This window comes from Sphingobacterium sp. 40-24, assembly GCF_001899705.1.
Taxonomy (GTDB): Bacteria; Bacteroidota; Bacteroidia; order Sphingobacteriales; family Sphingobacteriaceae; genus Sphingobacterium; species Sphingobacterium multivorum.
The window spans coordinates 241988-266083 of the sequence record NZ_MKWH01000060.1 but is presented as its reverse complement, the minus strand read 5'-3'; the positions used below and the strand labels follow the sequence as shown (position 1 = coordinate 266083).

At 38.9% G+C, this 24096-nt stretch carries 19 protein-coding genes; 14 read left to right on the top strand and 5 right to left on the bottom strand.

What is annotated here, in order from left to right:
- The 6 genes from BGP15_RS22750 to BGP15_RS22725 all read left to right on the top strand — a co-directional run bounded on the left by BGP15_RS22750 (position 1) and on the right by BGP15_RS22725 (position 8842).
- Positions 1–627, top strand: coding sequence for a phosphoribosylanthranilate isomerase (locus tag BGP15_RS22750; RefSeq protein ID WP_112373782.1), 627 nt, complete (start codon positions 1–3; stop codon positions 625–627).
- Positions 624–1808 (top strand): tryptophan synthase subunit beta, encoded by a 1185-nt coding sequence (gene trpB, locus BGP15_RS22745; protein ID WP_070562076.1) that lies wholly within the window; start codon positions 624–626, stop codon positions 1806–1808. The genes BGP15_RS22750 and trpB overlap by 4 nt, the downstream gene beginning before the upstream one ends.
- Positions 1809–1811: 3 nt before the next feature.
- Complete coding sequence (gene trpA, locus BGP15_RS22740) at positions 1812–2573, top strand: tryptophan synthase subunit alpha (protein ID WP_112373783.1); 762 nt, start codon at positions 1812–1814, stop codon at positions 2571–2573.
- 184 nt (positions 2574–2757) lie between these two features.
- On the top strand, positions 2758–5223 hold the full coding sequence (locus BGP15_RS22735) for a phosphocholine-specific phospholipase C (RefSeq protein WP_286770806.1): 2466 nt from the start codon (positions 2758–2760) through the stop codon (positions 5221–5223).
- A 170-nt stretch (positions 5224–5393) separates the two neighbouring features.
- The gene (locus tag BGP15_RS22730) at positions 5394–5993 is read left to right on the top strand and encodes an HYC_CC_PP family protein (RefSeq protein WP_286770805.1); all 600 of its coding nucleotides are present in this window, start codon (positions 5394–5396) and stop codon (positions 5991–5993) included.
- Positions 5994–6256: 263 nt separating this feature from the next.
- Positions 6257–8842 carry a TonB-dependent receptor domain-containing protein gene (locus BGP15_RS22725; RefSeq protein ID WP_286770804.1) on the top strand — a complete coding sequence of 862 codons (2586 nt, stop codon included), beginning with the start codon at positions 6257–6259 and terminating at the stop codon, positions 8840–8842.
- A 54-nt stretch (positions 8843–8896) separates the two neighbouring features.
- On the opposite strand, the gene BGP15_RS22720 is transcribed toward BGP15_RS22725, so the two are convergent.
- Together BGP15_RS22720 and BGP15_RS22715 are read right to left on the bottom strand one after the other, a co-directional pair.
- Entirely contained in the window at positions 8897–9475 is a 579-nt protein-coding gene (locus BGP15_RS22720) for a Maf family protein (RefSeq protein ID WP_112373787.1), read from the bottom strand.
- Between the two features lie 2 nt (positions 9476–9477).
- Positions 9478–9996, bottom strand: coding sequence for a KdsC family phosphatase (locus BGP15_RS22715; protein ID WP_070562067.1), 519 nt, complete (start codon positions 9994–9996; stop codon positions 9478–9480).
- A gap of 932 nt (positions 9997–10928) precedes the next feature.
- Here BGP15_RS22715 and BGP15_RS22710 point away from each other — a divergent pair.
- The 7 genes from BGP15_RS22710 (at position 10929) to BGP15_RS22680 (ending at position 20175) form a co-directional block, all read left to right on the top strand.
- Positions 10929–14354: a hybrid sensor histidine kinase/response regulator gene (locus BGP15_RS22710; protein ID WP_286770803.1), complete on the top strand. Its 3426-nt coding sequence runs from the start codon at positions 10929–10931 to the stop codon at positions 14352–14354.
- The gene (locus BGP15_RS22705; RefSeq protein WP_236560115.1) at positions 14342–15181 is read left to right on the top strand and encodes a CheR family methyltransferase; all 840 of its coding nucleotides are present in this window, start codon (positions 14342–14344) and stop codon (positions 15179–15181) included. The genes BGP15_RS22710 and BGP15_RS22705 overlap by 13 nt, the downstream gene beginning before the upstream one ends.
- A 6-nt stretch (positions 15182–15187) precedes the next feature.
- Positions 15188–15748: a chemotaxis protein CheB gene (locus BGP15_RS22700; RefSeq protein WP_070562064.1), complete on the top strand. Its 561-nt coding sequence runs from the start codon at positions 15188–15190 to the stop codon at positions 15746–15748.
- Between the two features lie 22 nt (positions 15749–15770).
- Positions 15771–17372 carry a hybrid sensor histidine kinase/response regulator gene (locus BGP15_RS22695; RefSeq protein ID WP_115047260.1) on the top strand — a complete coding sequence of 534 codons (1602 nt, stop codon included), beginning with the start codon at positions 15771–15773 and terminating at the stop codon, positions 17370–17372.
- Between the two features lie 176 nt (positions 17373–17548).
- Positions 17549–18082, top strand: coding sequence for a plastocyanin/azurin family copper-binding protein (locus BGP15_RS22690; protein WP_070562060.1), 534 nt, complete (start codon positions 17549–17551; stop codon positions 18080–18082).
- A gap of 215 nt (positions 18083–18297) precedes the next feature.
- Positions 18298–19704: a dihydrolipoyl dehydrogenase gene (gene lpdA / locus BGP15_RS22685; protein ID WP_070560648.1), complete on the top strand. Its 1407-nt coding sequence runs from the start codon at positions 18298–18300 to the stop codon at positions 19702–19704.
- A gap of 66 nt (positions 19705–19770) precedes the next feature.
- Positions 19771–20175, top strand: coding sequence for an acyl-CoA thioesterase (locus BGP15_RS22680; RefSeq protein ID WP_046674085.1), 405 nt, complete (start codon positions 19771–19773; stop codon positions 20173–20175).
- Between the two features lie 168 nt (positions 20176–20343).
- On the opposite strand, the gene BGP15_RS22675 is transcribed toward BGP15_RS22680, so the two are convergent.
- Positions 20344–20643: a DUF3817 domain-containing protein gene (locus BGP15_RS22675; protein ID WP_046674086.1), complete on the bottom strand. Its 300-nt coding sequence runs from the start codon at positions 20641–20643 to the stop codon at positions 20344–20346.
- 245 nt (positions 20644–20888) lie between these two features.
- Here BGP15_RS22675 and lpdA (BGP15_RS22670) point away from each other — a divergent pair, with 245 nt between their 5' ends.
- Positions 20889–22277: a dihydrolipoyl dehydrogenase gene (lpdA, locus tag BGP15_RS22670; RefSeq protein ID WP_070560650.1), complete on the top strand. Its 1389-nt coding sequence runs from the start codon at positions 20889–20891 to the stop codon at positions 22275–22277.
- A gap of 81 nt (positions 22278–22358) precedes the next feature.
- Here the strand turns inward: lpdA (BGP15_RS22670) and BGP15_RS22665 are convergent, their stop codons facing one another.
- Complete coding sequence (locus tag BGP15_RS22665) at positions 22359–23363, bottom strand: LacI family DNA-binding transcriptional regulator (RefSeq protein ID WP_070560710.1); 1005 nt, start codon at positions 23361–23363, stop codon at positions 22359–22361.
- A gap of 127 nt (positions 23364–23490) precedes the next feature.
- Positions 23491–24021 carry a hypothetical protein gene (locus BGP15_RS22660; RefSeq protein WP_070560652.1) on the bottom strand — a complete coding sequence of 177 codons (531 nt, stop codon included), beginning with the start codon at positions 24019–24021 and terminating at the stop codon, positions 23491–23493.
- Between the last annotated feature and the right edge of the window lie 75 nt (positions 24022–24096).

Genomic DNA, 24096 nt, shown 5'->3' with positions numbered 1-24096 from the left:
ATGGCGGTCAAAGTAAAAGTTTGTGGTATGAAATATCCCGACAATATAACCGCTGTAGCTTCCTTGGGCATCGATTATATGGGATTTATATTTTATGATCAATCCAAACGTTATGTTGGTCAAAGCTCCTCCGCATACATTAAGGAGCTTGACGGCCTAAGCAAAGTCGGCGTTTTCGTCAATGCTAGCCTCTCAGCAATTCTAGATAAAATAACTGAATTCCAACTAAATGTAATTCAATTGCATGGCGATGAATCTGTCGAATTCTGTCTTGAATTGAAAGAAAAATCAGGGGTTATCATCTTGAAAGCCTTCGGAGTTGATCAAAACTTTGACTGGATACAGCTTGATCCTTACGCTAAAGTTGTGGACTACTTTTTATTTGATACCAAAAGTAGTTCCTATGGTGGTACAGGAGTACAATTTGACTGGTCCCTATTGGACCAATACAAACTTACTACCCCCTATTTTCTCAGCGGTGGTTTAGATCCCGAAAATATCAAAACAGCGCTAGAAAGAAATGATCCACGACTATATGCCCTGGATTTAAATTCAAAATTTGAAGTAGAACCCGGCTTAAAAGATATTGCGCTATTAAGCCACAGTATAAATACAATTAAAAAATGAGTATATATCAAGTCAATGAAAAAGGATATTATGGTCCCTTTGGAGGAGCCTATATCCCTGAGATGCTCTATCCAAATGTGAAAGAGCTACGTGAAGAATATCTCAAAATTATCGAAGAAGAGAGCTTTCAGGAGGAATTTAACCAACTGCTCAGCGATTATGTCGGACGTCCTTCTCCATTATATCATGCCAAGCGTCTATCTGAAAAATATGGAACTACGATTTACTTAAAACGGGAGGATCTTAACCATACCGGAGCGCATAAAATCAACAATACCATTGGCCAAATTCTATTAGCGGAACGCCTGGGCAAAAAGCGCATCATTGCGGAGACAGGCGCAGGACAGCATGGCGTAGCCACAGCGACCGTCTGTGCACTCAAAGGTATACAATGTGCAGTGTACATGGGAGAAGTTGATATTCAACGTCAGGCTCCAAATGTAGCACGGATGAAAATGATGGGTGCCGAAGTTATTCCGGCAACATCAGGGTCCAAAACGCTAAAGGATGCTACCAATGAAGCTTTGCGAGATTGGATCAACAATCCTGTCGACACCCATTATATCATTGGGTCTGTTGTGGGACCACATCCTTATCCCGATATGGTTGCTCGCTTTCAGTCTATTATTTCTGCCGAAACGAAAAAACAGCTCTTGACAAAAACAGGAAGAGAAAATCCAGATATTGTATTGGCCTGTGTCGGTGGAGGCTCCAATGCGGCAGGTATGTTCTATCATTACCTCGATGAAGAATCGGTTCAATTGTATGCCGTAGAGGCCGCTGGACACGGTGTTGATTCAGGCGAATCCGCTGCTACAACAGCATTAGGAAAAGAGGGAGTTTTACATGGAAGCCGATCTATACTTATGCAAACAGCGGATGGCCAGGTCATCGAACCTTACTCCATATCGGCGGGACTCGATTATCCTGGTATTGGCCCCCAACACGCTTGGTTATTCAAATCCGGTAGAGGTAACTATGTCAGCGTAACTGACGACGAAGCGATGCGTGCAGGTCTTGAGCTTACGCGATTAGAAGGTATCATACCGGCTATTGAGAGTTCTCATGCGCTGGCTTATCTGGAAAAAATACCTTTTAAAGGCGATGAGACTGTCGTTGTCTGTCTTTCTGGACGTGGTGACAAGGATCTAGATAATTATATGAAATACTTTGATTTTTAAGGCATGAATACAATTGAGAAAAAAGAAGGTACCCCCCTTTTATCGATATATTTTACAGCTGGGTATCCAACATTGGACAGCACAATCCATATTGCAAAGAAATTGGAAGATGCCGGCGCGGACTTTCTGGAAATCGGTTTCCCTTATTCCGATCCAGTGGCAGATGGACCTGTCATTCAGCACAGTTCTGAAATTGCCTTGGCAAATGGTATGACTGTAGAAAAGTTATTTAATCAGTTGAATGACCTGCGTAAGCATGTCAGTATCCCCGTATTTTTGATGGGCTACTTTAATCCTGTACTTCAATTTGGTGTGGAAAGATTCTGTGAAGCATGTAAAAATGTAGGCGTTAATGGTGTCATTATACCCGACCTACCAATGGATGAATACGAAGAACTTTACAAAGAGACGTTCGAGAAAAATGGGATCGCCAATATATTCATCGTAACACCGCAGACTTCTGAAGAACGCGTCAGAAAAATAGACAGCCTTTCTAGGAGCTTTATTTATTTACTTTCTTCCAATGCAACGACGGGTAAAACACTTGATGTTGGAGACGATACAGCAGCTTACTTTAAGCGGATACATGATCTCCAATTAAAAAATCCATTGATCGTTGGCTTCGGTATCTCCGATAAACCGACCTTTCAAAAAGCAAGCAAGCATACGGCGGGTGCCATTATAGGTACTGCATTTGTAAAACGGTTAAAGGAACCGGATTATCTCGACCAAATCCCAGCATTTATCTCGTCTATCAAAGCTTAACCTACAGGCTAAAAATTAGCAAAGCATTATTTTTTTAATAAGAGTTCGATCTAAAGTCTTTTTTCTTGGATCGAACTCTTATTTTTAAGACGGTTTTTGAAAATGTATTTTTTCAAAGAGAATATCTTTGCTGCCTTAATTAACCAAGCGATAGGCGGCCCGTCAAATCTATACTGATATAACCATGGATACACGAAGAGATTTTTTAAAGAAAGCGGCTATGCTTGCCGGGGGAGCATCTCTCTCCCATGTTATTCCATCCGCTATTGCGAAGGCGATGGCTATTAATCCAGCATTGGGCAGCACCTTTTATGATGCCGAGCACGTCGTTTTATTAATGCAGGAAAACCGTTCATTTGATCATGCCTTTGGAACACTACGTGGTGTAAGAGGCTTCAATGACCCAAGAGCTATCCGTCAACCCAATCGAAATAAAGTATGGTTTCAGACGCAAAAATCCGGAGAAACATTTGCCCCCTTCCGATTGGATATCAAAGATTCAAAAGTTACCTGGATGGGCTGTCTTCCGCACAACTGGACCGATCAAACCGACGCAAGGAATAAGGGTAAAATGAACAGATGGTTGGATGTAAAACATTCTGGATTTAAAGAATTTGCCGATCTACCGTTGACTATGGGACATTATACCCGTGAAGACATTCCTTTTTACTACTCTCTGGCAGACTCTTTCACAATCTGTGACCAACACTTTTGTTCGAGCATCACCGGCACGAATCCAAACCGGCTTTATTTCTGGACGGCCAATATCCGGGAAAATCTGACAGGAAAAGCCTTAGTTTGGAATGGAGACTCCGAGTTTAGCGGGAAAGCAACATGGACCACTTTTCCTGAACGCCTTTCGGAATTAGGCGTAGACTGGAAAATCTATCAAAATGAAATTTCTTCAAGCAGTGCTGGTTATAGTGGAGAGGCAAACAGCTGGCTCGCCAATTTTGGTTGTAATCCGATGGAGTACTTCCCCCAATATCAGGTCAAATATCATCCCCGCTATCGCCAGCTCCTGACTCTAAAAAAAGAAGATCTCGAGCGCAAAATTAGCGAAACACCAGCTGCCGAAGCACTTGAAGATTTAAAGAAAAATCTCAAGCATATTCAAGAAGAATTACAGCGATATACAGCCGATAACTTTGAAAAGCTCGACGAGCGGACAAAAGATATTCATCGCCGTGCCTTTGTTAACAACAGTGCGCAGCAAGATTATATGGAATTGGAAACAATGCATTATCAAGAAGGGGGGCAACAGCGCGAGTTACAGATCCCTAAAGGAGATGTCCTGTATCAATTCCGAAAAGATGTTGAGGAGGGTAAACTTCCAACCGTATCTTGGTTAGCTCCGCCCCAGCTTTTTTCTGACCACCCCGATTCTCCTTGGTTCGGCGCATGGTATGTCAGCGAAATTATGGACATTCTCACCCAAAATCCAGAAGTTTGGAAAAAGACAATTTTTATACTTACTTATGATGAGAATGATGGGTATTTCGATCACTTTGCACCCTTTACAGCACCAAACCCTGATGATACAGAAAGTGGAAAAGTATCCGAGGGAATAAACCCTGCGTTGGAATTTGTACGCCGCGATGAGCAATATTATCCTGAAAGCGGAAGGGAAAGCAATATCGGTCTTGGCTATCGTGTACCGATGATTATTGCTTCTCCGTGGACCAGAGGCGGTTGGGTCAATTCACAAGTGTTTGACCATACCTCCAGTTTACAATTCCTGGAGAAGTTTATTAATCACAAAATCAATAAAAATATAAAAGAAACCAACATCAGCACTTGGCGGCGTACCGTATGTGGAGACTTAACTTCGGCATTTAGACCCTATCATGGCGAAACCATGAACAAACCTATTGTGCTGGAGTGGGAACCTTTTATCCAAGAGATTCACCAAGCCAAGTTCAAAAGTCTTCCCATGGGGTTCAAAGCGCTTAGCGCAATGGAGATCAAACAAATAGAGCAAGACCCCGGCAGTTCACCCTATTTCCCAAAACAAGAAAAAGGGCTTCGGGATTCATGTATCCTTCCTTATGAACTTTATGTGCATGGCGAATACCAATCCAAAGGGGATTACCTGGTCACATTTGAGGCTTCAGATAAAATTTTTGGCAAACAGGCCGCAGGCGCACCATTTACAGTTTACCATGCTGCTAGCTACAAAGGAGAAGTTGGAACCTCCAGAAATTATGCGGTTGCTCCAGGAGATCATGTAACAGACCATTGGCCGCTAGATGCCTTCGACAAAAGAATGTACCACCTCGAAATCCATGGTCCAAACGGATTTTATCGGGAATTTAAAGGCGACGCGGATAATCCACATGTAAAGATCCGCTGTACGTATGAAAAAAGTAAAAATGAAGCAGCATTTACTGGCCGTTTGTCTTTCTCCTGTACAAACAATGGAAAAACAACCGAGCAACTTATTTTTGAGGATCTCAGCTATGGAAAGGAAAAAAGAAGTTTGCAACTTAAAGGTGGACAATCCATCACGATACATTTTGAATTGGCTAAACAAAACTTTTGGTACGACTTCAGCCTTACTTGCAGTGGTTTTCTAAACTTCGAAGAACGATATGCAGGTCGTGTAGAGATTGGAAATGCCGGAAAAAGTGACCCTTTATTAAGCCGATAAACAACACGAATGGGAGCATCTAGAAAATGTTCCCATTCTTATAAAATCTTCCTTGAGTAGTCAAATTTAAGGGACTAAACTACATAGGCTGTTTCCCTGTAAAGTGCTCCTAAAAAACACCGAACATACTGTACTATTCCTGTATACGACGAGCCAGATGGTAAAATCCCTTGTACAATAGAATTGCCCCAACAATCAAAAAGATAGCTAGCAAATACGAGCTGACCGGATTGATAAATAATAAATTCATAACTTTGGTAAATTTTAGTTTTTCATTTGTTACTACAAGTTATAACATTTATCCAAAATATTACAAAAAAAAATTACATATTTTCTTTATTTTTGCTTCTATGAAGAAAATTGCACTATTAATCGGCCTATTTTTCTATTTGCTCGCAGCAAGTGGTGCCTCAGTGCATCTTCATTTTTGCCAAGGGGAAACACAAAGTGTATCGTTATCGGAAAGCCATAATATGGCCTGCCCTCTGTGTGCCAAGTCTGCAAAAAAACAGCAGAAACACTGTCATGAAACAGGAAGCTGTAAAGATGTTAAGATCGAAGCACAAAAGGTCGATAAATTCAGCAGAGTAACACAAAATCTTGATTTTAACCATTTTTCTCCTGCAATAATTACGCTTCATTGGATACTTAATTATTATCATTTAGCTGGGGAGGAAGACGATTTTTCTAAACTAACGTATACCGATTTTGCGAGCTACAATAGACAGAGCCCTCCTGTTTTTATTCTCAATCAAAATTTTAGAATTTAATATCACCTCTTTTCACTGAACGCAGTTCATTTTCTTGAATTGATCGAAGTCCACTATAGTTTTTATATCTCGCGAGAATAGCAGACTGTTATTCCCAACATTCATCTTTTCGTAGCTTATCACGGAACAAAAAAGTGGATTTTAAATCATTCAGCAAAAAAATTGTAGAACTAAAAAAAATAAATCCGTACCCCTTGCATGTGGTTGCGCGATATCATGAAGGTAAAATTAAATGCTAGTTGAAGCGAATAATCTTAATTAAAATGATGAATCAAATTTTCAAAAAAATATATACAACAACCATTCTATCCTTATTTTTTCTGGCATTTGTACAGGCACAGACCGACAGTACGCGCACACTTACAGTGGCTGGAAATTGCGCAATGTGTAAAAAACGTATTGAAACGGCCGCAAAAATGCATGGCGTAGAAACGGCCGTTTGGAATGCAGGAGACAACCTATTGCAAATCAAATATAACCCCCAAAAAGTTCAGTTGGAGGCAATCAAGAAAAATATTGCTCAGGTTGGTCATGATGTTGACAACCTGGTGGCCACTGATGAAGCCTATGCTAAACTCCATGAATGCTGTATGTATCCGCGACTGGAAAACGGCAAAGTACCCGAAAAGAAAGCGGTGACAACCGATAACCATGATCATCCACATACCGTTACCGGTGTTGTTGTTGAAGAAAATGAAAAGGGGGATCTTAAACCCATCATTGGCGCCAATTTACACTGGGCCAACCTCCCAACCAAAAACACAAGGACAAACGAAAATGGTGTTTTTAAATTGGACCACAAAGAAGGGTTCAACAAATTGGTTGTAAGTTATGTTGGGATGAAATCTGACACCATCACCATCAAAGATCTGCATGAAGTCATTATGATTACAGCGAAGGGTAATGTGTTGATGGAAGTCGAGGTTAAAGGAACACGACGCTCAAATTATATTGACCGTATGACACCTGCACGACTAGAAGTTCTTACCGGAAAAGAGTTATTCAAAGCCGCTTGCTGTGATTTAAGCGAAAGCTTTGAAACCAACGCCTCCGTCGATGTCGTCAGTGCTGATGCAGTAACAGGCAGTAAACAGATTCAAATGCTAGGCCTTAGCGGTATTTATACCCAATTAACCGTTGAAAATTTACCTGGGCCACGTGGGCTCGCTTCTCCTTTAGGTTTAAATTCTATTGCAGGGACATGGATTGAATCAATTCAAATTGCGAAAGGTATCGGTTCCGTAGCCAACGGTTTCGAAAACATGGCCGGACAGATCAATGTCGAATTGAAGAAACCTCAAAATTCAGAAAAATTGTTTTTTAATGCCTATGCAAACAACATGGGACGTACAGATGTCAACTTAAATCTTTCACAAAAAATTGGTCAGCATTGGTCCACTGCAGTGCTCCTGCATGACAATTTCATGTACAATAAATCCATGAACTTTAGTCACAACGGTTTTAGAGATATACCCGTTGGCAATCTATTCTCTGGTGTCAACCGCTGGTTTTATGAAAATGGAAAAGGGCTTATGGTACAATTTGGGGTTAAATATCTCAATGACGACCGTACAGGCGGACAGATTGATTTTAACAAAAAGACAGATAAGGGTACGACAAATCGCTATGGTTTGGGATTTGATATCGAACGCGTAGAAGGTTTTGCTAAAATTGGTTATGTGTTCCCCGAAAATAAGCACCGCAGCATAGGTCTCCAGCTTGCAGGATCAAACTACAATCAAAAAAGCTATTTTGGGCTCAATAACTACGATTCGGAGCAACAAAATGGATATGCTAATCTCTTATTTCAAGATATTATCGGGACAGTCGCCCACAAGTATCGCGTTGGTGCCTCCATTAATTATGACAATTACAATGAGTGGTATTTAAAAGATCAAAACTTCAAAAGGAAAGAAGTGGTTTCGGGAGCATTTGCAGAATATACCTATAGTCCATCAGAAAAATTTGATGCCATTATTGGTCTTCGCCAAGACTACAACTCCCTGTATGGATGGTTTACAACACCACGCATCCATTTACGTTATGCCCCGCTTTCGGGAACAACAGTTCGAGCTAGCTCAGGAAGAGGTCAACGTACTGCAAATATATTTGCGGAGAACACGGCAGTATTGGCTAGTAGCAGAAAATTGGTTATCCAATCGCCTAATATATACGATAAGGCTTATGGCCTACAACCTGAAGTCTCCTGGAATAGCGGAATAGCGATAGACCAAAGTATGCGGATCTTCGGACGTGAGGCTTCGGCATCAGTTGAATTTTTCCATAACAGCTTCTCTAATCAGGTCGTGGTCGATTACGAAAATCCCCGAGAGATCAATTTTTATAATTTGAATGGAAAATCTTTCTCCAATAGTTTGCAAACAGAATTTCGCTTGATGCCAGCACCACATTTTGAAACGAGGTTGGCCTATCGCTTACTTGATGTTCAAACTGATTTTGAAAGTGGCAGAAAGACCAAACCGCTATTGGCCAAACACCGTGGTTTTGTCAACCTGGCATATAATCACCATTCTGGCTGGAGTGTAGATTATACATTGAATGTCGTTGGACAAAAACGCATTCCATCAACAGCAGAGAACCCCGTTGAATATCAAATGCCTACAGCATCAAAGGCTTATGCGACAATGAATGCGCAGATTAGCAAAACTTTTGGGAAAGAGAAAAACTTCACCGTGTATGTGGGCGGAGAAAATCTGTCTAATTATTTCCAAAATATGCCAATCCTCGCCGCGGATCAACCCTTTGGAAACTATTTTGATACGTCAATGCTTTGGGGTCCTTTAACAGGACGCATGTTCTACACCGGCGTTCGTTATTTCATCAAATAACAGGTAAGCTAAAAAAATCAAAGAGTAATAAAAAAGCGGCTTTTGCCGCTTTTTTTACATTAACTTTTTCAATTCTTGATAAAGCTTTGCGGTGGGTAATCCGACCACATTATTGTATTCCCCTTCTATCTTTTTTATGGCGATTAAGCCGATCCATTCCTGTATTCCATAAGAACCTGCTTTATCTAGTGGCGAAAATTGAGTAACATAATGATCGATTTCATCCAGCTCTAGTTCGTAAAAATAAACAGTTGTCGTCTCGACAAAAGTGCTCATCTTACCCTCCCATGAGATCGCTACAGCAGTCAGCACCACATGTTTCTGACCAGACAAGTTTGTTAGCGTTTCTCTGGCTTCCTGTTCATCTTTGGGCTTACCTAAGATTTCGCCCTTATCCGATACCACAATAGTATCGGCACAGATAACCAAACAATCTTTTTTATCCGCAAATGCTTCCGCTTTACAAATAGCAATTTGACGAACGACCTCAGCTGCAGACAAATTCGGATCCACATATTCTGCCGTTTCCCGTACGTCGACTTCAAATGTCAGTCCAAGCCCTGCTAACAGCTGCTTTCTCCGTGGAGACTGAGACCCTAATATAATTGTTCTATTTTTTAGATTTTTCAACATCCCTATATGCTTTTTACCGTTTCATCCTCATACCAGTTGCCTTGTACTTTCATTACCTTTTCGATCAATTCACGTACAACTCCCTTTCCGCCACAAAAACCAGACACATAATGTGAAATTTTCTTGATCTCTTCTACTGCATCTGCCGGAGAAACAGCTATCCCAACGGACTTCATGCAGCTAAGATCAGGGATATCGTCGCCGATGTACATCAATTGATTTAATTCAAGCTTGTAATCACAAGCAAGTTCTTTCATTTTAGAAAGCTTGTCCGTAACTTTTGAATAGACTTCTTTGATCCCCAAACCTTTCATCCGCTGCTCGACACCCTTCGAACCTCCACCTGTGATAATAAAAATCGGATAACCTTTCTTGATCGCCAACTGCATGGCATAGCCATCTTTTATATGAAATGTACGTAACTGATGCCCTTCTTCATTAACTTGCACAGTACCATCAGTCAGCACACCATCTACATCCAATACAAATGCTTTTATCGATTTAAATTCAGTCAATACCATAAATATATTTTTTGTAAAAGTAAGGCATTTCGAGTAATAATTCGCGAAGCGATACTGATCTAATTGACAACACTGTCAGATAATTATTCAGATAAGCCAAAATATCATTTGTGTGTCACAACATAGTTGTATTAGCAACTTATTCTTAAAAATATTTGGATGCTACGGTATATTTACCGTATCTTTGTAGAAGATAATTAAAGGTTATCTCGCTATGAAACACTAACAGCAAGCAGTCAGAAGAGTTATTGACTTAAAGTTTGCATAAGATTTAAAAAACAATCATTTTTAGTTTTCACGGCACAACACGGCAACTAATTTAGTTTAGAAGCCCTTAAAAAGTCTTTTCATAATTTAGGTTTATAATTGGTTAGTAACGAACCCTGGTGCCCATCATCAGGGTTTTGTTTTTATAAGTATTTTTTCTTCTTCTATTTTATAGATTCTACTATTTGATGATTATCATAATATCTTATTATCAATAATCGAAATAACAATCGGTTTGACAGACCTTCATATCACTTTAAAGCTTACTACAGTTTTCCATCTATTATTATACAGTGATCAGTCACTCAATATTCAGTTCATACTGAGTAATCACTGAACAAGCACTGAACAATCACTGAACGAGCACTGAACAAATACTGTTGAAAGATCAAACCTGATCACTAATTGCCCTCAATGTGCTGCGACTAAGAATGAAAAGACAAAAAAAATGGTCAAAGTTACGCTTACGCAATAAAAAGTCGATGTTGTGCGCAAATAGATTATATTGGTGGGGATCCTTGACTGCTGTATAGGTTTGTTTCTATGCTGACTTTTGATTATTTTAGGAATAGCAAGTTTTTTTGTTATTTTACATATATCTTTTTCCCCAGGTACCATCGAAACACAATACCTACAGAAAAGTAAAACGATAAACTCATTCTCACATGGATCGAAAAAATTATAGAAAGCAAATTACCATTGGAGTGATCATTTCTTTTTCACTTATCTTCCTTTCAGCCCTATATTTTTTCATATCGCTGCATCATAACTTAAATAACGAGCGAAGTATTGTTCGTGTCGCCGAAAATAGATTCAATATCATTAATGAAATCAAATCAAGTGTAGACGAGGTAAATGACATCAAACTTGATTACCTGAATAAGAAAGACGCTTCACTATTTATTCCTTATAAAATGGAATTAAAAAAAATGGATGAACTGTTACGATCTTTAAGTCTAAAAGATGATTTCTATCATGTTCAGCCAAACAGCACTGAAAACATCCGAAAGGATATTGTTGCATTTTACGACTTTGAGCAGGATATTGATAACACGAAGGAAACACAATCCATATCCCATAATATTCACGAGCGAAAAGCCTCGATATTAAATCAGATCGATCTCATGTCGAGAGACTTATTGGATCAAAGGGCAAGACTCTTAGAAAGATCTAGAAATGAACTACAACTGGCCCAGTACATTACTTACCTTTTCATCGCCATTGGCTTAAGTGGATTTTTCTATATTCTCGCCAAAATTTCCTCGATCTCTAGATTTCTGAGGTCTACAGTGAAAAGTCAGCAAGAATCCAACAACCGCCTCCAACTATTGCAAGACCAGACCAACAGTGATAACTGGATTTTGAATGCTATTAATGGCATCGACGAACAATTACGCGGTGACTATACAGACAAGAAAATTGCCGAAATAAGCCTACATGCTATTGCTTCCACGACAAAAGCTTTAGGTGGGACTATTTATATTTTCGATGATAACTATCAGGAGTATCAGCTTTGCCACAAAATTGGCATTTCCTCCACACAGTTTATCAAACGAACGTTTAAGGAAAACGATGGTATTTTGGGCGAAGTCGCAAACAATCATGAAGTCGTTAAAATAAAGGACGTCGACCACAAGCATCTTATCTTAGAAACCTCATTATCCGACCGCTTAGAAACTGAGATTTATATTGTACCCTTCTCTTATGAAAACCAGTGTGTCGGTATCATGGAAATTTGTTGCCCAATTATTAATGCGAAGGACGAGCAACTGCGATTTAACTTCTTGGATAAAGCAAAAGATAACATTGCCGTTATCATAAAAGTAGCCCAAACGCATGGAAAGCTTGCTGATCTTTATGAGGAACTTCAACAACAAACAGAGGAATTAGAGACTCAACAGGAGGAATTGAGAACAACCAATGAGGAGTTAATCCATAAGACACATTTGTTGGAGGCTTCTGAGGAAGAGCTTAGAGTACAGCAGGAAGAGCTTATCCAAACCAATAATGAGCTGGACGAGAAGGCCAAATTGCTCTTTGCACAAAATGAAGATCTGGAAAAAGCCCGTCAGGCCATAGCTCAAAAAATAGAGGAAGTAGAGCTGTCGAGCAAATATAAATCTGAATTTATGGCCAATATGAGCCATGAATTGCGGACACCACTCAATAGTATTCTCATTCTTGCCAAATTACTTCAGGATAACAAAAAGAAAAACCTCAGTGAAGACCAAATAAAGTATGCTTCTGTTATTCATAGTGCCGGCTCAGATCTCCTACATTTAATTAACGAATTGTTGGATCTGGCAAAAATTGAATCGGGGAAGGTTGAAGTCCAAAAAGAACGTATCAACACGTACGACCTTGTCAATTATATTAAAGATTTTTTCAGCGATACCGCAGCGTCGAAAGATATTCACTTCTTACTCGATGTCAATGTAAATGCACCGCAGGAATTCATTGGTGATGAACATCGTATACAACAAGTCCTCAAGAATTTATTATCGAATGCGTTCAAGTTTACAAGTGAAAAAGGCGAAGTTTCTTTAGGAATAATAGCTGAAGCAGAAAATCTTCTTTTTACGGTCAAAGATAACGGGATCGGGATCGCCCCTGAAAAACAAGAGCTTATCTTTGATGCTTTTAAACAGGAAGATGGCTCAACGAGCCGTAAATATGGTGGCACAGGTTTAGGCTTATCGATATGCCGCGAAATTGCTAGCTTATTAAAAGGGAAAATAATCTTATCTAGTAAGGTTGGTGAAGGTAGTATCTTCACCTTCAGTATCCCGCTAGAACAAGAAATTCAAGTTCCGAAAGTACCATCTATCGAAAAAGAAAGTAATCCGCCAACACAAATTCCGAAGGAAAATCCTATAGTCGAAAAAACAAAGTCAATCGACAACGATGGAAAACATAATAAACTGCTGATTATTGAAGACGATTTCATTTTTGCAGATATTCTAAAAGACTACGCCGAACAAAACGGCTACGATGTATACATCAGCTATGATGGGCAGGATGGGTTACAAAAAGCACAGAATTTACGCCCTGCCGCGATTATCCTAGATATTATGTTGCCTAAAATGGATGGCTGGGAAGTTCTTCGTAACCTCAAAAAAATCGACAGCACCAAGGAGATTCCTGTGCACATGATGTCGGCAGGAACATTTTTACATGACGAACCTATTTCTGCCGGAGCCATCGGGTTTATGGCTAAACCTGTGTCAGAAGAATCTTTGGCTGAAACATTCTTAAAAATAAAAGCATCGACTAGTCATCCACTGAAAAAAATTCTGCTGGTGGAAGATCAGGAAATCCAAAGCGATTTTATCAAACAATCTTTGGAAGAACAGCACATTCAGATATTTCAGGCCTTCAATGCGAGACAGGCTCTTGATTTATTAGATCAAGAGAAATTGTTTGACTGCATCATTATGGACCTAAACCTTCCTGACAAATCGGGCATTGAACTCCTGAATGAAATCAAATCGAACGATCAATTTAGGGATTTACCTATTATCATCAATACGGCAATGGAACTCACGACAGAGCAGACTTCCGAAATTTTGCATCACAGCCAAGCGATGGTCCTTAAGTCAGCGAAATCAAATAATCGCCTGATCGATGAAGTTAATTTATTCTTAAATAAAATCCGCAGCAATAAGCGCGAATACAATATGTTCAATCACGCCGGAGCTTCTGTCATTGCTGAAAACAATTTAGCTTCCAAAACAGTACTACTAGCAGATGACGATATGCGAAATATATTTGCCCTTAGCACGGCGTTTGAAAGCTATGATATGAACATTGAAATTGCCAATAATGGTCAGGAGGCATTAGATATTCTTGAACGAAATGAACAGATTGACCTTGTCTTAATGGATATCATGATGCCCGTGATGGATGGTTATGAAGCTATTGAAAAAATAAGGGCAAACAAGAAATTTGCAAACCTTCCAATTATTGCTGTGACAGCGAAAGCCATGAAAGGTGATCGGGAAAAAACAATTGCTGTTGGTGCAAACGATTATATTAGTAAACCGGTTGATGTTGACAAATTAATATCCCTAATGCGCGTATGGCTGAGTTAACTGATAAAATAGTAGCAATGATCAATTTTGAAGAGTTAGAAGAAGTTATTGATATAGTCAAAAATCTCCACGGATATGATGTGTCCGGCTATACAAGAGCTTCTTTAAAAAGACGTGTGACTAGAATAATGGAACTTAACAAGCTCAATCTACAGGAGCTAAAGTCCAATTTGATCAATCAGCCTGGATTCAGCACCTATTTCCTACAGGAAATTACAGTCAATGTGACTGAAATGTTTAGGGATCCCGATTTTTATAAAGCTGTAAAAACGGATGTATTTCCCTATCTCGCAACTTATCCACATATCAAACTCTGGAGTGCAGGTTGTTCGACTGGCGAAGAAGTATATTCGCTAGCCATCTTATTAGAAGAAGCAAATCTTTACCAACGGGCGTTTATCTATGGCACCGATATCAATGGCAAAGTGTTAGAAAAGGCAAAACGCGGTATTTATTCGCTTACGAAAGTTAAGGAATACTCGGAAAATTTTATTAAGACGGAACCGAAAAACTCATTGTCAGATTATTATACAGCGATGTACAACGCCGCTACCATTAATAATAGTCTTAAAAAAAATGTCCTTTTCTCCATACATAGTTTGGTATCCGATGGCGTTTTTAATGAATTTCAACTGATTACCTGCCGTAATGTATTGATCTATTTTGATACTGAATTGCAAAATAAAGTCCTGGATTTATTCTATCATTCACTTTGCCATCTGGGCTTCTTATGTTTGGGAGCAAAAGAATCTTTAATCAACTATAAAGATGCTGCTAAATTTAAGATCGTAAACAAAAAACAGAATATTTACCAAAAAATTGGGTAGTAGGTAATGGAAAGAAAAATTCTTTTATTAGCGGGGTCTGCAGGTGGGTTTAGTGTGATTCTAAATATTTTAAAGTCATTGGAACGGCCAATTCGCATACCCGTTATTGTCATCGTACACAGAAACCCTAAGTATGCTTCTAGTATTGAGGACACGCTATCTAAAGCACTTGTTCAAAAAATAAAAACTGCAGATGATAAGGAAGCGATAGAAAATGGAACGATCTATTTTGCCCCTGCAGGCTATCATCTTTTAGTTGAACCAGACTATAGCTTTTCTTTGGATATCTCAGAACCTGTTCAATATTCCAGACCATCAATTGATGTGACTTTTGAATCCGTAGCCGAAATATATAAAGAAAATTGTACAGCTATTTTATTCTCTGGGGCGAATCAGGATGGTGCACAAGGATTATTAATGATAAAACGATACGGCGGGAAGACATTTGTACAAGACCCTGTGACTGCTGAAGTTCCCATCATGCCCGAAGCAGCTATTCAACTCGATGCGCAGGAACGCATTTTGAGCATTCAAGAAATAAAGGACTACGTCAAACAGTTGACTTAAAATTGTATTTAGATTTGCTAAAATGAAGAAGGTAAATATATTGATTGTCGATGATAAAATTGAAAATATTATCAGTCTAACAGCATTACTGGAGGATATCGAAAATATAAATATAGTGACGAGCACAGATCCCAACGAAGCTTTAAAAATCTGTTGGAAAGAGGATATTGATTTAGCACTTGTTGACGTACAGATGCCCGAGATCAATGGTTTTGAATTTGTTTCCTTCCTAAAGAAGAATCCGAAAACAAACCATATTATCCCTATTATGGTAACAGCAATCTCAAAAGAAGACAAATACCTTATTCAGGGACTAAATAGTGGAGCTGTGGATTATTTATATAAACCGCTTAACCCGGAAGCAACGATCGCGAAAGTAAAATCTTTTGTCCAGCAATTACTGATACAGCAAGAAATTAAAGAGAAAAACATAGCCTTAGAAGAATCAAAACAGGCGATTCTCAAAGCTAAAGAAGAGGCCGATCTTGCTCGAAAATCCAAGGAAACCTTTTTGGCCAATATGAGCCATGAGATCCGTACCCCGATTAACGGTATTATGGGCATTACACAGATGCTAAAAAACTCGCAGCTCACGCTAGAGCAAGAAAATTGGATCAATAAATTGGATTCTGCCTCTCAAAATCTGTTGACTATTATCAACGACATACTCGACCTATCGAAAGTTGACTCGGGTATGATGAAACTTAATATGGAATCTACCTCTGTACATGATATTACGGATGATCTAAACAATCTCTTCATTGATAAAGCGGTCTACAAAGGCCTGGATTTTTCAATTGATGTGGACGATCGGATCACAAGTTATTTTCTAACCGATCCACTTCGATTAAAACAAATACTGACCAACTTTATCTCCAATAGTTTTAAATTCACCTCGGAAGGTTCTGTTGTATTAAAGATTCAACTCCTAGCAGAAGATAACCATAGCATTTGTTTAGGGTTTCAGGTAATAGACACAGGGATCGGCATTGTAGAAGATGCCCTGGAGAAAATATTTATTGCGTTTGAACAGGGAGAGGATAGTATCACCAAAAAGTTTGGCGGTACAGGACTAGGTCTTGCAATTGTAAAACGTATTGCTGCGCTGCTCAACGGTCGGGTTTTTGCTTCAAGTGAATACGGTAAAGGAAGTATATTTTCTTTTGAATGTACCTTTGATAAAATCAAAGACAAACCGGTAGAGAAAGAAACGCAGGTACTCTATACAGAATTACCCAAGTTCAACTTTCCGATGATTTTGATTGCTGAAGACAATGAATTAAACAGTTTTATGCTGGCGAATATCCTGAAGAGCTGGAATTGCGATATCACTTTGGCGACAAATGGCCTCATTGCATTAGAAGAAATCAATAAGAAAAAAATTGATCTGGTGTTTATGGACGCCCATATGCCACTCATGAGTGGTTTTGAAGCGATCAAGGAAATACGTCGAAACACGAATCCGATAATCGCAAACATGCCGATTATTTCCATTTCAGCCTCTGTGCTTCAAGCCGAACAACAGGAAGCGCTCGATGCTGGAGCCAATGAAGTTGTCGGAAAGCCATTCGATCCTATCAAATTATATAAAACAATTGATACTTTATTGTCAAAATTGAAATGATAGTTTCAATTTATCAATGAAATCATTAATTTTAGAACATAAACAATATGTTTTGATGTTATTTCTCATGAACGCACATTCAGAAAGGAATCAAGTTCGTCATAACTTCATCACTAAACCGCTAGAGGCTGCGGAAATGCCTACAATAAATAAAAGATAAACAAACAATCATTCAAATGAAAAAACTTTTTATGATACCAGCAGTTGCAGTTGCTTTATCAATTGCATCTTGTGGTGGAAACAGTGACAAGTCTGAAAAATCAACTGGTACAGAAGCGACAACTTCAACCGAAAGCCAAGCAACAGAAACAGTGCCTGGTATTGAAAACGTAGCTATTTCCAACAGCTTATCTTTAGAAGGTAACGATCAAATGAAATATAATAAGGATCTTTTCCGTGTAAAAGCGGGTGAACCAGTAGAATTATCTTTCAAAAATGCAGGTACTATGCCGAAAGAGTCCATGGGACATAACGTCGTTATCCTAAAACCAGGTGTTGATCTTCCAACTTTTGGTGCTGAGGCTGCTGCAGCTGCTGCAGACGAATATATTCCAAAATCAGCTTTATCTTCAATTGTTTCCCACACCAAATTATTGGGACCTGGAGAAACTGATAAAATCACATTTACACTTGAAAAAGGAGTTTATACGTTTATTTGTAGCTTCCCTGGTCACTATGGTGTCATGCAAGGAAAAATTGTTGCAGAATAACAAATAAGTAAAAAAAGGATATTCATATTTTGAATATCCTTTTTTAGATTTATCCCCTTTATAAGCACCGCCCCGTTCCTCCCCAAGGTGCATAATTTCCATTCTTTTATCAAAAAAATGTAAAGTAAGGGTCTTTGGTCACAAATCGTAAGTTTTGATTTCCTATCCCATTAATAATCATTAAATTTGTGCTACAAAAAAATAAAACGTAATCAATGCAATACGACGTAATTGTAATCGGAAGTGGTCCAGGCGGATATGTAGGAGCTATCCGTTGTGCCCAATTAGGATTAAAAACAGCTGTTATTGAAAAATATAGCACATTTGGTGGTACTTGTCTTAACGTTGGATGTATTCCTTCAAAAGCGCTTTTAGATTCTTCGGAGCATTACCACAATGCTGCGCACAATTTTGATGCATTTGGCATCAGTTTGAAAGATCTGAAAGTAGACATGGCAAAGATGATTGCTCGTAAAGACGATGTCATTGCCCAAAATACTGCCGGTATCACCTTCTTATTTAAGAAGAATAAAATTGACAGTTTTCAGGGTGTCGGTTCGTTTGTGGACAAAAACACCATCAAAATAACGAAAGCAGATGGTTCTACAGAGCAGATCACTGCTAAAAATGTAATTATCGCAACGGGATCGAAACCGACTTCATTGCCTTTCTTACCTGTTGATAAAAAAAGAATCATTACCTCAACCGAAGCACTTAACCTAAAAGAAATACCAAAACACCTTATTGTCATTGGTGGTGGTGTTATCGGTTTGGAACTCGGTTCAGTTTATGCGCGTTTGGGTTCAAAAGTATCTGTTGTTGAATTTGCAAAATCTATCATCGGTACAATGGATGGTGGCTTAGGAAAAGAACTACAACGTGTTTTGAAAAAATCATTGGGCATGGAGTTCTATTTAGGTCATAAAGTGACTGGAGCTTCCGCGAAAGGTAAAGTTGTAAAAGTAACTGCTGAAGATCCAAAAGGACAAGAAGTAACTTTAGAAGGCGACTACTGTATCGTAGCCGTTGGTCGTACCGCGTATTCTGAAGGTTTAGGATTAGAAAATATCGGCATCACAGTAGAAGAAAGAGGTAAGAAAATCCCAGTTAATGCCCATCTGGAAACAGCAGTGCAAGGTGTATTTGCAATTGGTGATGTGATCACTGGAGCAATGTTGGCACACAAAGCTGAGGACGAAGGTGTATATGTTGCAGAATATATCGCAGGTCAAAAACCACATATTGATTATAATTTGATTCCAGGTGTTGTTTATACTTGGCCTGAAGTTGCTTCTGTTGGCAAGACGGAAGAACAACTTAAAGAGGCTGGTGTAAAATACAAAGCTGGATCATTCTCTTTCAAAGCTTCTGGTCGTGCAAAAGCATCGGGTGACACCGACGGTTTTGTAAAAGTACTGGCAGACGCGACAACTGACGAAGTATTAGGTGTACATATGATCGGTCCTCGTGCAGCAGATATGATTGGTGAGGCAACTGTAGCTATGGAATACCGTGCATCTGCAGAAGATATCGCACGTATTTGCCACGCACACCCAACCTACACGGAAGCAATCAAAGAGGCGGCGCTAGCAGCTACAGCAAATAGAGCAATACACGCTTAGGCGATAAATATCGAAACGTAAGGGGAAAAGGAAACTTTTCCCCTTTCTCTTAACTACCTAAACACGATGAATTTTTACACAAGAAAGTGGGTCAAACCCGAAGACCTAAATCCCAATGGAACATTATTTGGCGGAACACTCCTGCGATGGATTGATGAAGAAGCGGTCATTTATGCTATCGTTCAATTAGGAAACCCCAAAGTGGTTACGAAATTTATTTCAGAAATTAACTTTGTAAGCTCAGCCAAACAAGGCGATATACTTGAACTGGGTATTGAAGCGATCAATTTTGGAACAACATCGTTAACGATGCGCTGCGAGGTCCGCAATAAAATATCCAGAAAAACAATTCTATCAATCGATAAATTGGTCTTTGTAAACCTGGATGAAGAAGGTAATCCTGCTCCCCACGGAAGGGATAGCATTACCTATGCGTATATGGGTATTGAGAAGACAGGTAGAGAGGATTAAACATCTCTCTCCTGTTCTTATTAATTGATATCTCCCGCAAAGGAGAGGGACACAAGTATTCGTCCATTGAATACAGGCGATTCCTCTGGTCTATTCGCAATCCAATTCCTTCTCTTACCTCTTCCTGAACCTTTATAAAAATCATGCATTTGAATTTTTATACAAACACTATGACTTCTGTCTTTTTCCTTCTATTTCTTTTTTAAGGTCCAATTCCACCCAAAAGCCAAAAATAGGGATCAAGGATGCTAAGAAATATTTTACCGCTTTTAATATAGGCCACTTGTATTCTACTGTTGACATAATCAGCATAACCACAAAAATAACAACAAAGAAGCCATGAATGGAACCGGCTATTTTGACAGCTTCGGGGATTCCCGCAAAATACTTCAAGGGCATAGCAATAAAAAACAAGCAAATGGTGGAGATAGCTTCCCACAAGGCGATCTGTCTGAATATTCTTAACATAATGATAAACTGTGTATTGTGAACTTCAAAAATAAGACACTAAAAACGCTTTAACTATTATTTTTCCCCCTTTGACCAGGATGTGACATTCAGCTAGAAACAGCGACAGTGTTTTATCAGAAACCGCCAATTTTACAATAAATAGTTCATATTCATCAGAAAAAATGCGTACTTTTGAATGAATATATGCTTCACATATTTTGTCATTTGAAGCTATAACACTCAACTACAGAATATTTATTTATATGAATTACGACATCATTGTAATCGGTAGTGGTCCAGGCGGGTATGTTGCTGCCATTAGAGCCGCTCAGTTAGGGTTCAAAACAGCGATTATTGAACGCGAATCATTAGGCGGAATCTGTCTAAACTGGGGCTGTATCCCTACAAAAGCATTATTGAAAAGTGCTCAGGTATTTGAATATTTAAACCATGCCGCTGATTACGGCATCAATGTTCAAGGTGGTGAGGCTGATTTTGACGCTATTGTCAAAAGAAGTCGCGGGGTTGCTGAAGGAATGAGTAAAGGTATTCAGTTCTTGATGAAAAAGAATAAAATAGACGTCATCAATGGAACTGCAAAAATTAAAAAAGGTGGTAAAATCGATGTGAAAGGAGCAGACGGTTCTACTAAAGAATATTCGGCAAAACATACCATCCTAGCGACTGGTGCACGTTCACGTGAATTGCCTAATTTACCGCAAGATGGTAAAAAAATCATCGGTTACCGTCAGGCAATGACACTTCCTAAGCAACCAAAGTCTTTAGTTGTTGTTGGCTCCGGTGCAATCGGTGTTGAATTCGCTTATTTCTATAATGCAATCGGAACAAAGGTAACGATCGTAGAGTTTATGGATAGAATCGTTCCTGTTGAAGATGAAGAAATTTCAAAACAATTAGAGAAAAGCTTAAAGAAACAAGGTATCACCATCTTAACGAAATCTGAAGTTCAATCCGTTGACACAACAGGTGAGTTGAGCAAAGTTTCAATCAAAACAGAAAAAGGTATTGAAGTTATCGAAGCAGAGATTGTATTATCGGCTGTTGGTATCGCTCCAAATATCGAAAATATCGGCTTGGAAGAGGTTGGTGTAAAAACTGATCGCGGCCGTGTTGTTGTAGATGATTTCTACAAAACAAACATCGAAGGTGTATATGCTATCGGTGACATCGTTAAAGGCCAAGCCCTGGCTCACGTTGCCTCAGCAGAAGGGATCACATGTGTTGAAAAAATCAAAGGGCTACATGTTGAACCTATTGACTACAATAATATCCCAGGCTGTACCTATTGCTCCCCAGAAATTGCTTCTGTAGGTTATACCGAAAAAGCGGCAAAAGAAGCCGGCTATGAAATTAAAGTTGGTAAATTCCCATTCTCAGCTTCAGGAAAAGCTTCAGCTGCTGGTGCGAAAGATGGCTTTGTTAAAGTTATCTTTGACGCTAAATATGGTGAGTTTCTAGGCGCACACCTTATCGGAGCCAATGTGACCGAGATGATTGCAGAAGTTGTTGTTGCCCGCAAATTGGAAACAACAGGTCATGAAATGATTAAAACGATCCATCCTCACCCAACAATGAGTGAAGCGATTATGGAAGCTTGTGCTGATGCTTACGGTGAAGTGATCCACTTGTAGTATTAAAAAAAATAAAACTAAAAAGGGGAAAATCATTAGATTTTCCCCTTTTTAGTTTTATTGCCGAATGGATAATAGCGATTACATAACCAATCGTGACTTAAAGACGATCTGTTGATCGACAATTTCGGTATTGTCAATGCGTTCAAATAAGATTTCAGCGGCTTTACGCGCTTGCATGCCTGGAAATTGCTCTATGCGTCCCATTGGCGGATTTTCCATATATTGCCATAACGGATAGTTGGCATAACTAATAAAGAAAATATCTTGATTTAAGACAAGCCCCTTTTGTCTGGCTGCTTTCATCAAATCAAGTGTAACAAAGTCATTAAAAGATATAATGGCTGAAGGCCGCTCAGACATCGCGAATATATGATCCATCGCTTTCTCGTTTCCTTCCGTACTCAAATCCGTTTCGATGATATTCTTCTCCAGAATATCCATCCCATTCCTTTTCATTGCCGATAGGTAAGCTACTTTTCTGTCTTCACTAGCGGGCAGTGTTTTCGGCCCATTTACAAGCGCGATAACTTTGTGTCCACGGGCTACGAAGGCGTCCACAGCTTCGTTCATACCCGTAGAAAGATCACTTTGTACTTTATTGATATTGGGTAAACTAGGCACACAGTCAAAGAAAACAATCGGGATACCGGACGATTCCAATTTCTCAATAAATTCCAAATTGGTCGTCTTTTTACCTATAGACATTAAAATCCCGTCAACACGATGGTTTTTAAATGTTTTTAAAATTTGCTCTTCACGATCAGGATCATCCAAGGATTGCCCCATCAGAACTGTATATCGGTGTTCTGATGCAACATTTTCAATTTCACTAATGGCGAAAGAAAAAAACGGTTCAGACAAACTCGGTAAGATTACAGCAATCGTAAAAGTTTTACGCTGCTTGAAGAATATAGCCGTCTGATTGGGTTCATAATTCAATTCTTCGGCCATTTTTTTAACCCGCATTGTTGTTACCAGTCCAATACTTGGGTGATCATTCAATGCTCTAGAAACTGTCGAAGGACTGATTTTGAGCTTCTTGGCAATTTCTTTAATCGTGGCAGGCTTGTTCACTTTATTCATAAATCCAAGGGCTTTATATAAAAATAGGGCTTTTATATCCCTAATCATAATTTTTTCTCAACAATATCGACAACGACTTTAATGGCAATTATTGTTGGTAGATTCAACAAAGATACTGACTGTAAACTTAGTCTACAAATTGAATTGCAGCCGTTTCAACGGTAAACTCCTTGGCGAGGAACTCCAATGGATCAATTTCCCTAAAAACAAGTTCATCTTTAAAATAAACCTTTATATCATCCCCATATTCACCCCAATCCACAAATTTAACTTTATTGAGTTGTTCTAGCGGATTTCCTTTCGTCAAAATACATACATGTTTATCTGCCGCTTTTAATTGCTTAAACAGCGTATTAATATGATCAAACAAATGTAACCGTAGCGGCAAAATTGCATTGACATGAAGCCGCTCAAAATTCTCTTTATATTTTGGATCAAATCCAAAAGTTTGCTGCGCATGTTCGAACAATAAATACTCACCTTGATGCTCAAGGTGATTTTTCATAAATTGAACCAAATCTGCTTGCGCAGGAACAGTCTCTGTAAATTCTATAAAACTAGCAAAAAGATAATATACTTGAAGTAAGTAATCCTTTTTAGGAAAAACAACATCATCCAATTCAAAAACATATACCTTTTTATCTTCTGGAAACATCATGATAAGTAAAAGCTTAAAATTAAGGGTTGTGTCGACATCGTTAAAACCTTAATGACACTGGCCACAACAACAAGA

What these genes read in the sequence shown, in the direction of transcription:
- BGP15_RS22750 (WP_112373782.1), top strand. Translation starts at nt 1, where the DNA reads ATGGCGGTCAAAGTAAAAGTTTGTGGTATGAAATATCCCGACAATATA.
- trpB (WP_070562076.1), top strand. Translation starts at nt 624, where the DNA reads ATGAGTATATATCAAGTCAATGAAAAAGGATATTATGGTCCCTTTGGA.
- trpA (WP_112373783.1), top strand. Translation starts at nt 1,812, where the DNA reads ATGAATACAATTGAGAAAAAAGAAGGTACCCCCCTTTTATCGATATAT.
- BGP15_RS22735 (WP_286770806.1), top strand. Translation starts at nt 2,758, where the DNA reads ATGGATACACGAAGAGATTTTTTAAAGAAAGCGGCTATGCTTGCCGGG.
- BGP15_RS22725 (WP_286770804.1), top strand. Translation starts at nt 6,257, where the DNA reads ATGATGAATCAAATTTTCAAAAAAATATATACAACAACCATTCTATCC.
- BGP15_RS22720 (WP_112373787.1), bottom strand. Translation starts at nt 9,475, where the DNA reads ATGTTGAAAAATCTAAAAAATAGAACAATTATATTAGGGTCTCAGTCT.
- BGP15_RS22715 (WP_070562067.1), bottom strand. Translation starts at nt 9,996, where the DNA reads ATGGTATTGACTGAATTTAAATCGATAAAAGCATTTGTATTGGATGTA.
- BGP15_RS22710 (WP_286770803.1), top strand. Translation starts at nt 10,929, where the DNA reads ATGGATCGAAAAAATTATAGAAAGCAAATTACCATTGGAGTGATCATT.
- BGP15_RS22705 (WP_236560115.1), top strand. Translation starts at nt 14,342, where the DNA reads ATGGCTGAGTTAACTGATAAAATAGTAGCAATGATCAATTTTGAAGAG.
- BGP15_RS22700 (WP_070562064.1), top strand. Translation starts at nt 15,188, where the DNA reads ATGGAAAGAAAAATTCTTTTATTAGCGGGGTCTGCAGGTGGGTTTAGT.
- BGP15_RS22695 (WP_115047260.1), top strand. Translation starts at nt 15,771, where the DNA reads ATGAAGAAGGTAAATATATTGATTGTCGATGATAAAATTGAAAATATT.
- BGP15_RS22690 (WP_070562060.1), top strand. Translation starts at nt 17,549, where the DNA reads ATGAAAAAACTTTTTATGATACCAGCAGTTGCAGTTGCTTTATCAATT.
- lpdA (WP_070560648.1), top strand. Translation starts at nt 18,298, where the DNA reads ATGCAATACGACGTAATTGTAATCGGAAGTGGTCCAGGCGGATATGTA.
- BGP15_RS22680 (WP_046674085.1), top strand. Translation starts at nt 19,771, where the DNA reads ATGAATTTTTACACAAGAAAGTGGGTCAAACCCGAAGACCTAAATCCC.
- BGP15_RS22675 (WP_046674086.1), bottom strand. Translation starts at nt 20,643, where the DNA reads ATGTTAAGAATATTCAGACAGATCGCCTTGTGGGAAGCTATCTCCACC.
- lpdA (WP_070560650.1), top strand. Translation starts at nt 20,889, where the DNA reads ATGAATTACGACATCATTGTAATCGGTAGTGGTCCAGGCGGGTATGTT.
- BGP15_RS22665 (WP_070560710.1), bottom strand. Translation starts at nt 23,363, where the DNA reads ATGAATAAAGTGAACAAGCCTGCCACGATTAAAGAAATTGCCAAGAAG.
- BGP15_RS22660 (WP_070560652.1), bottom strand. Translation starts at nt 24,021, where the DNA reads ATGATGTTTCCAGAAGATAAAAAGGTATATGTTTTTGAATTGGATGAT.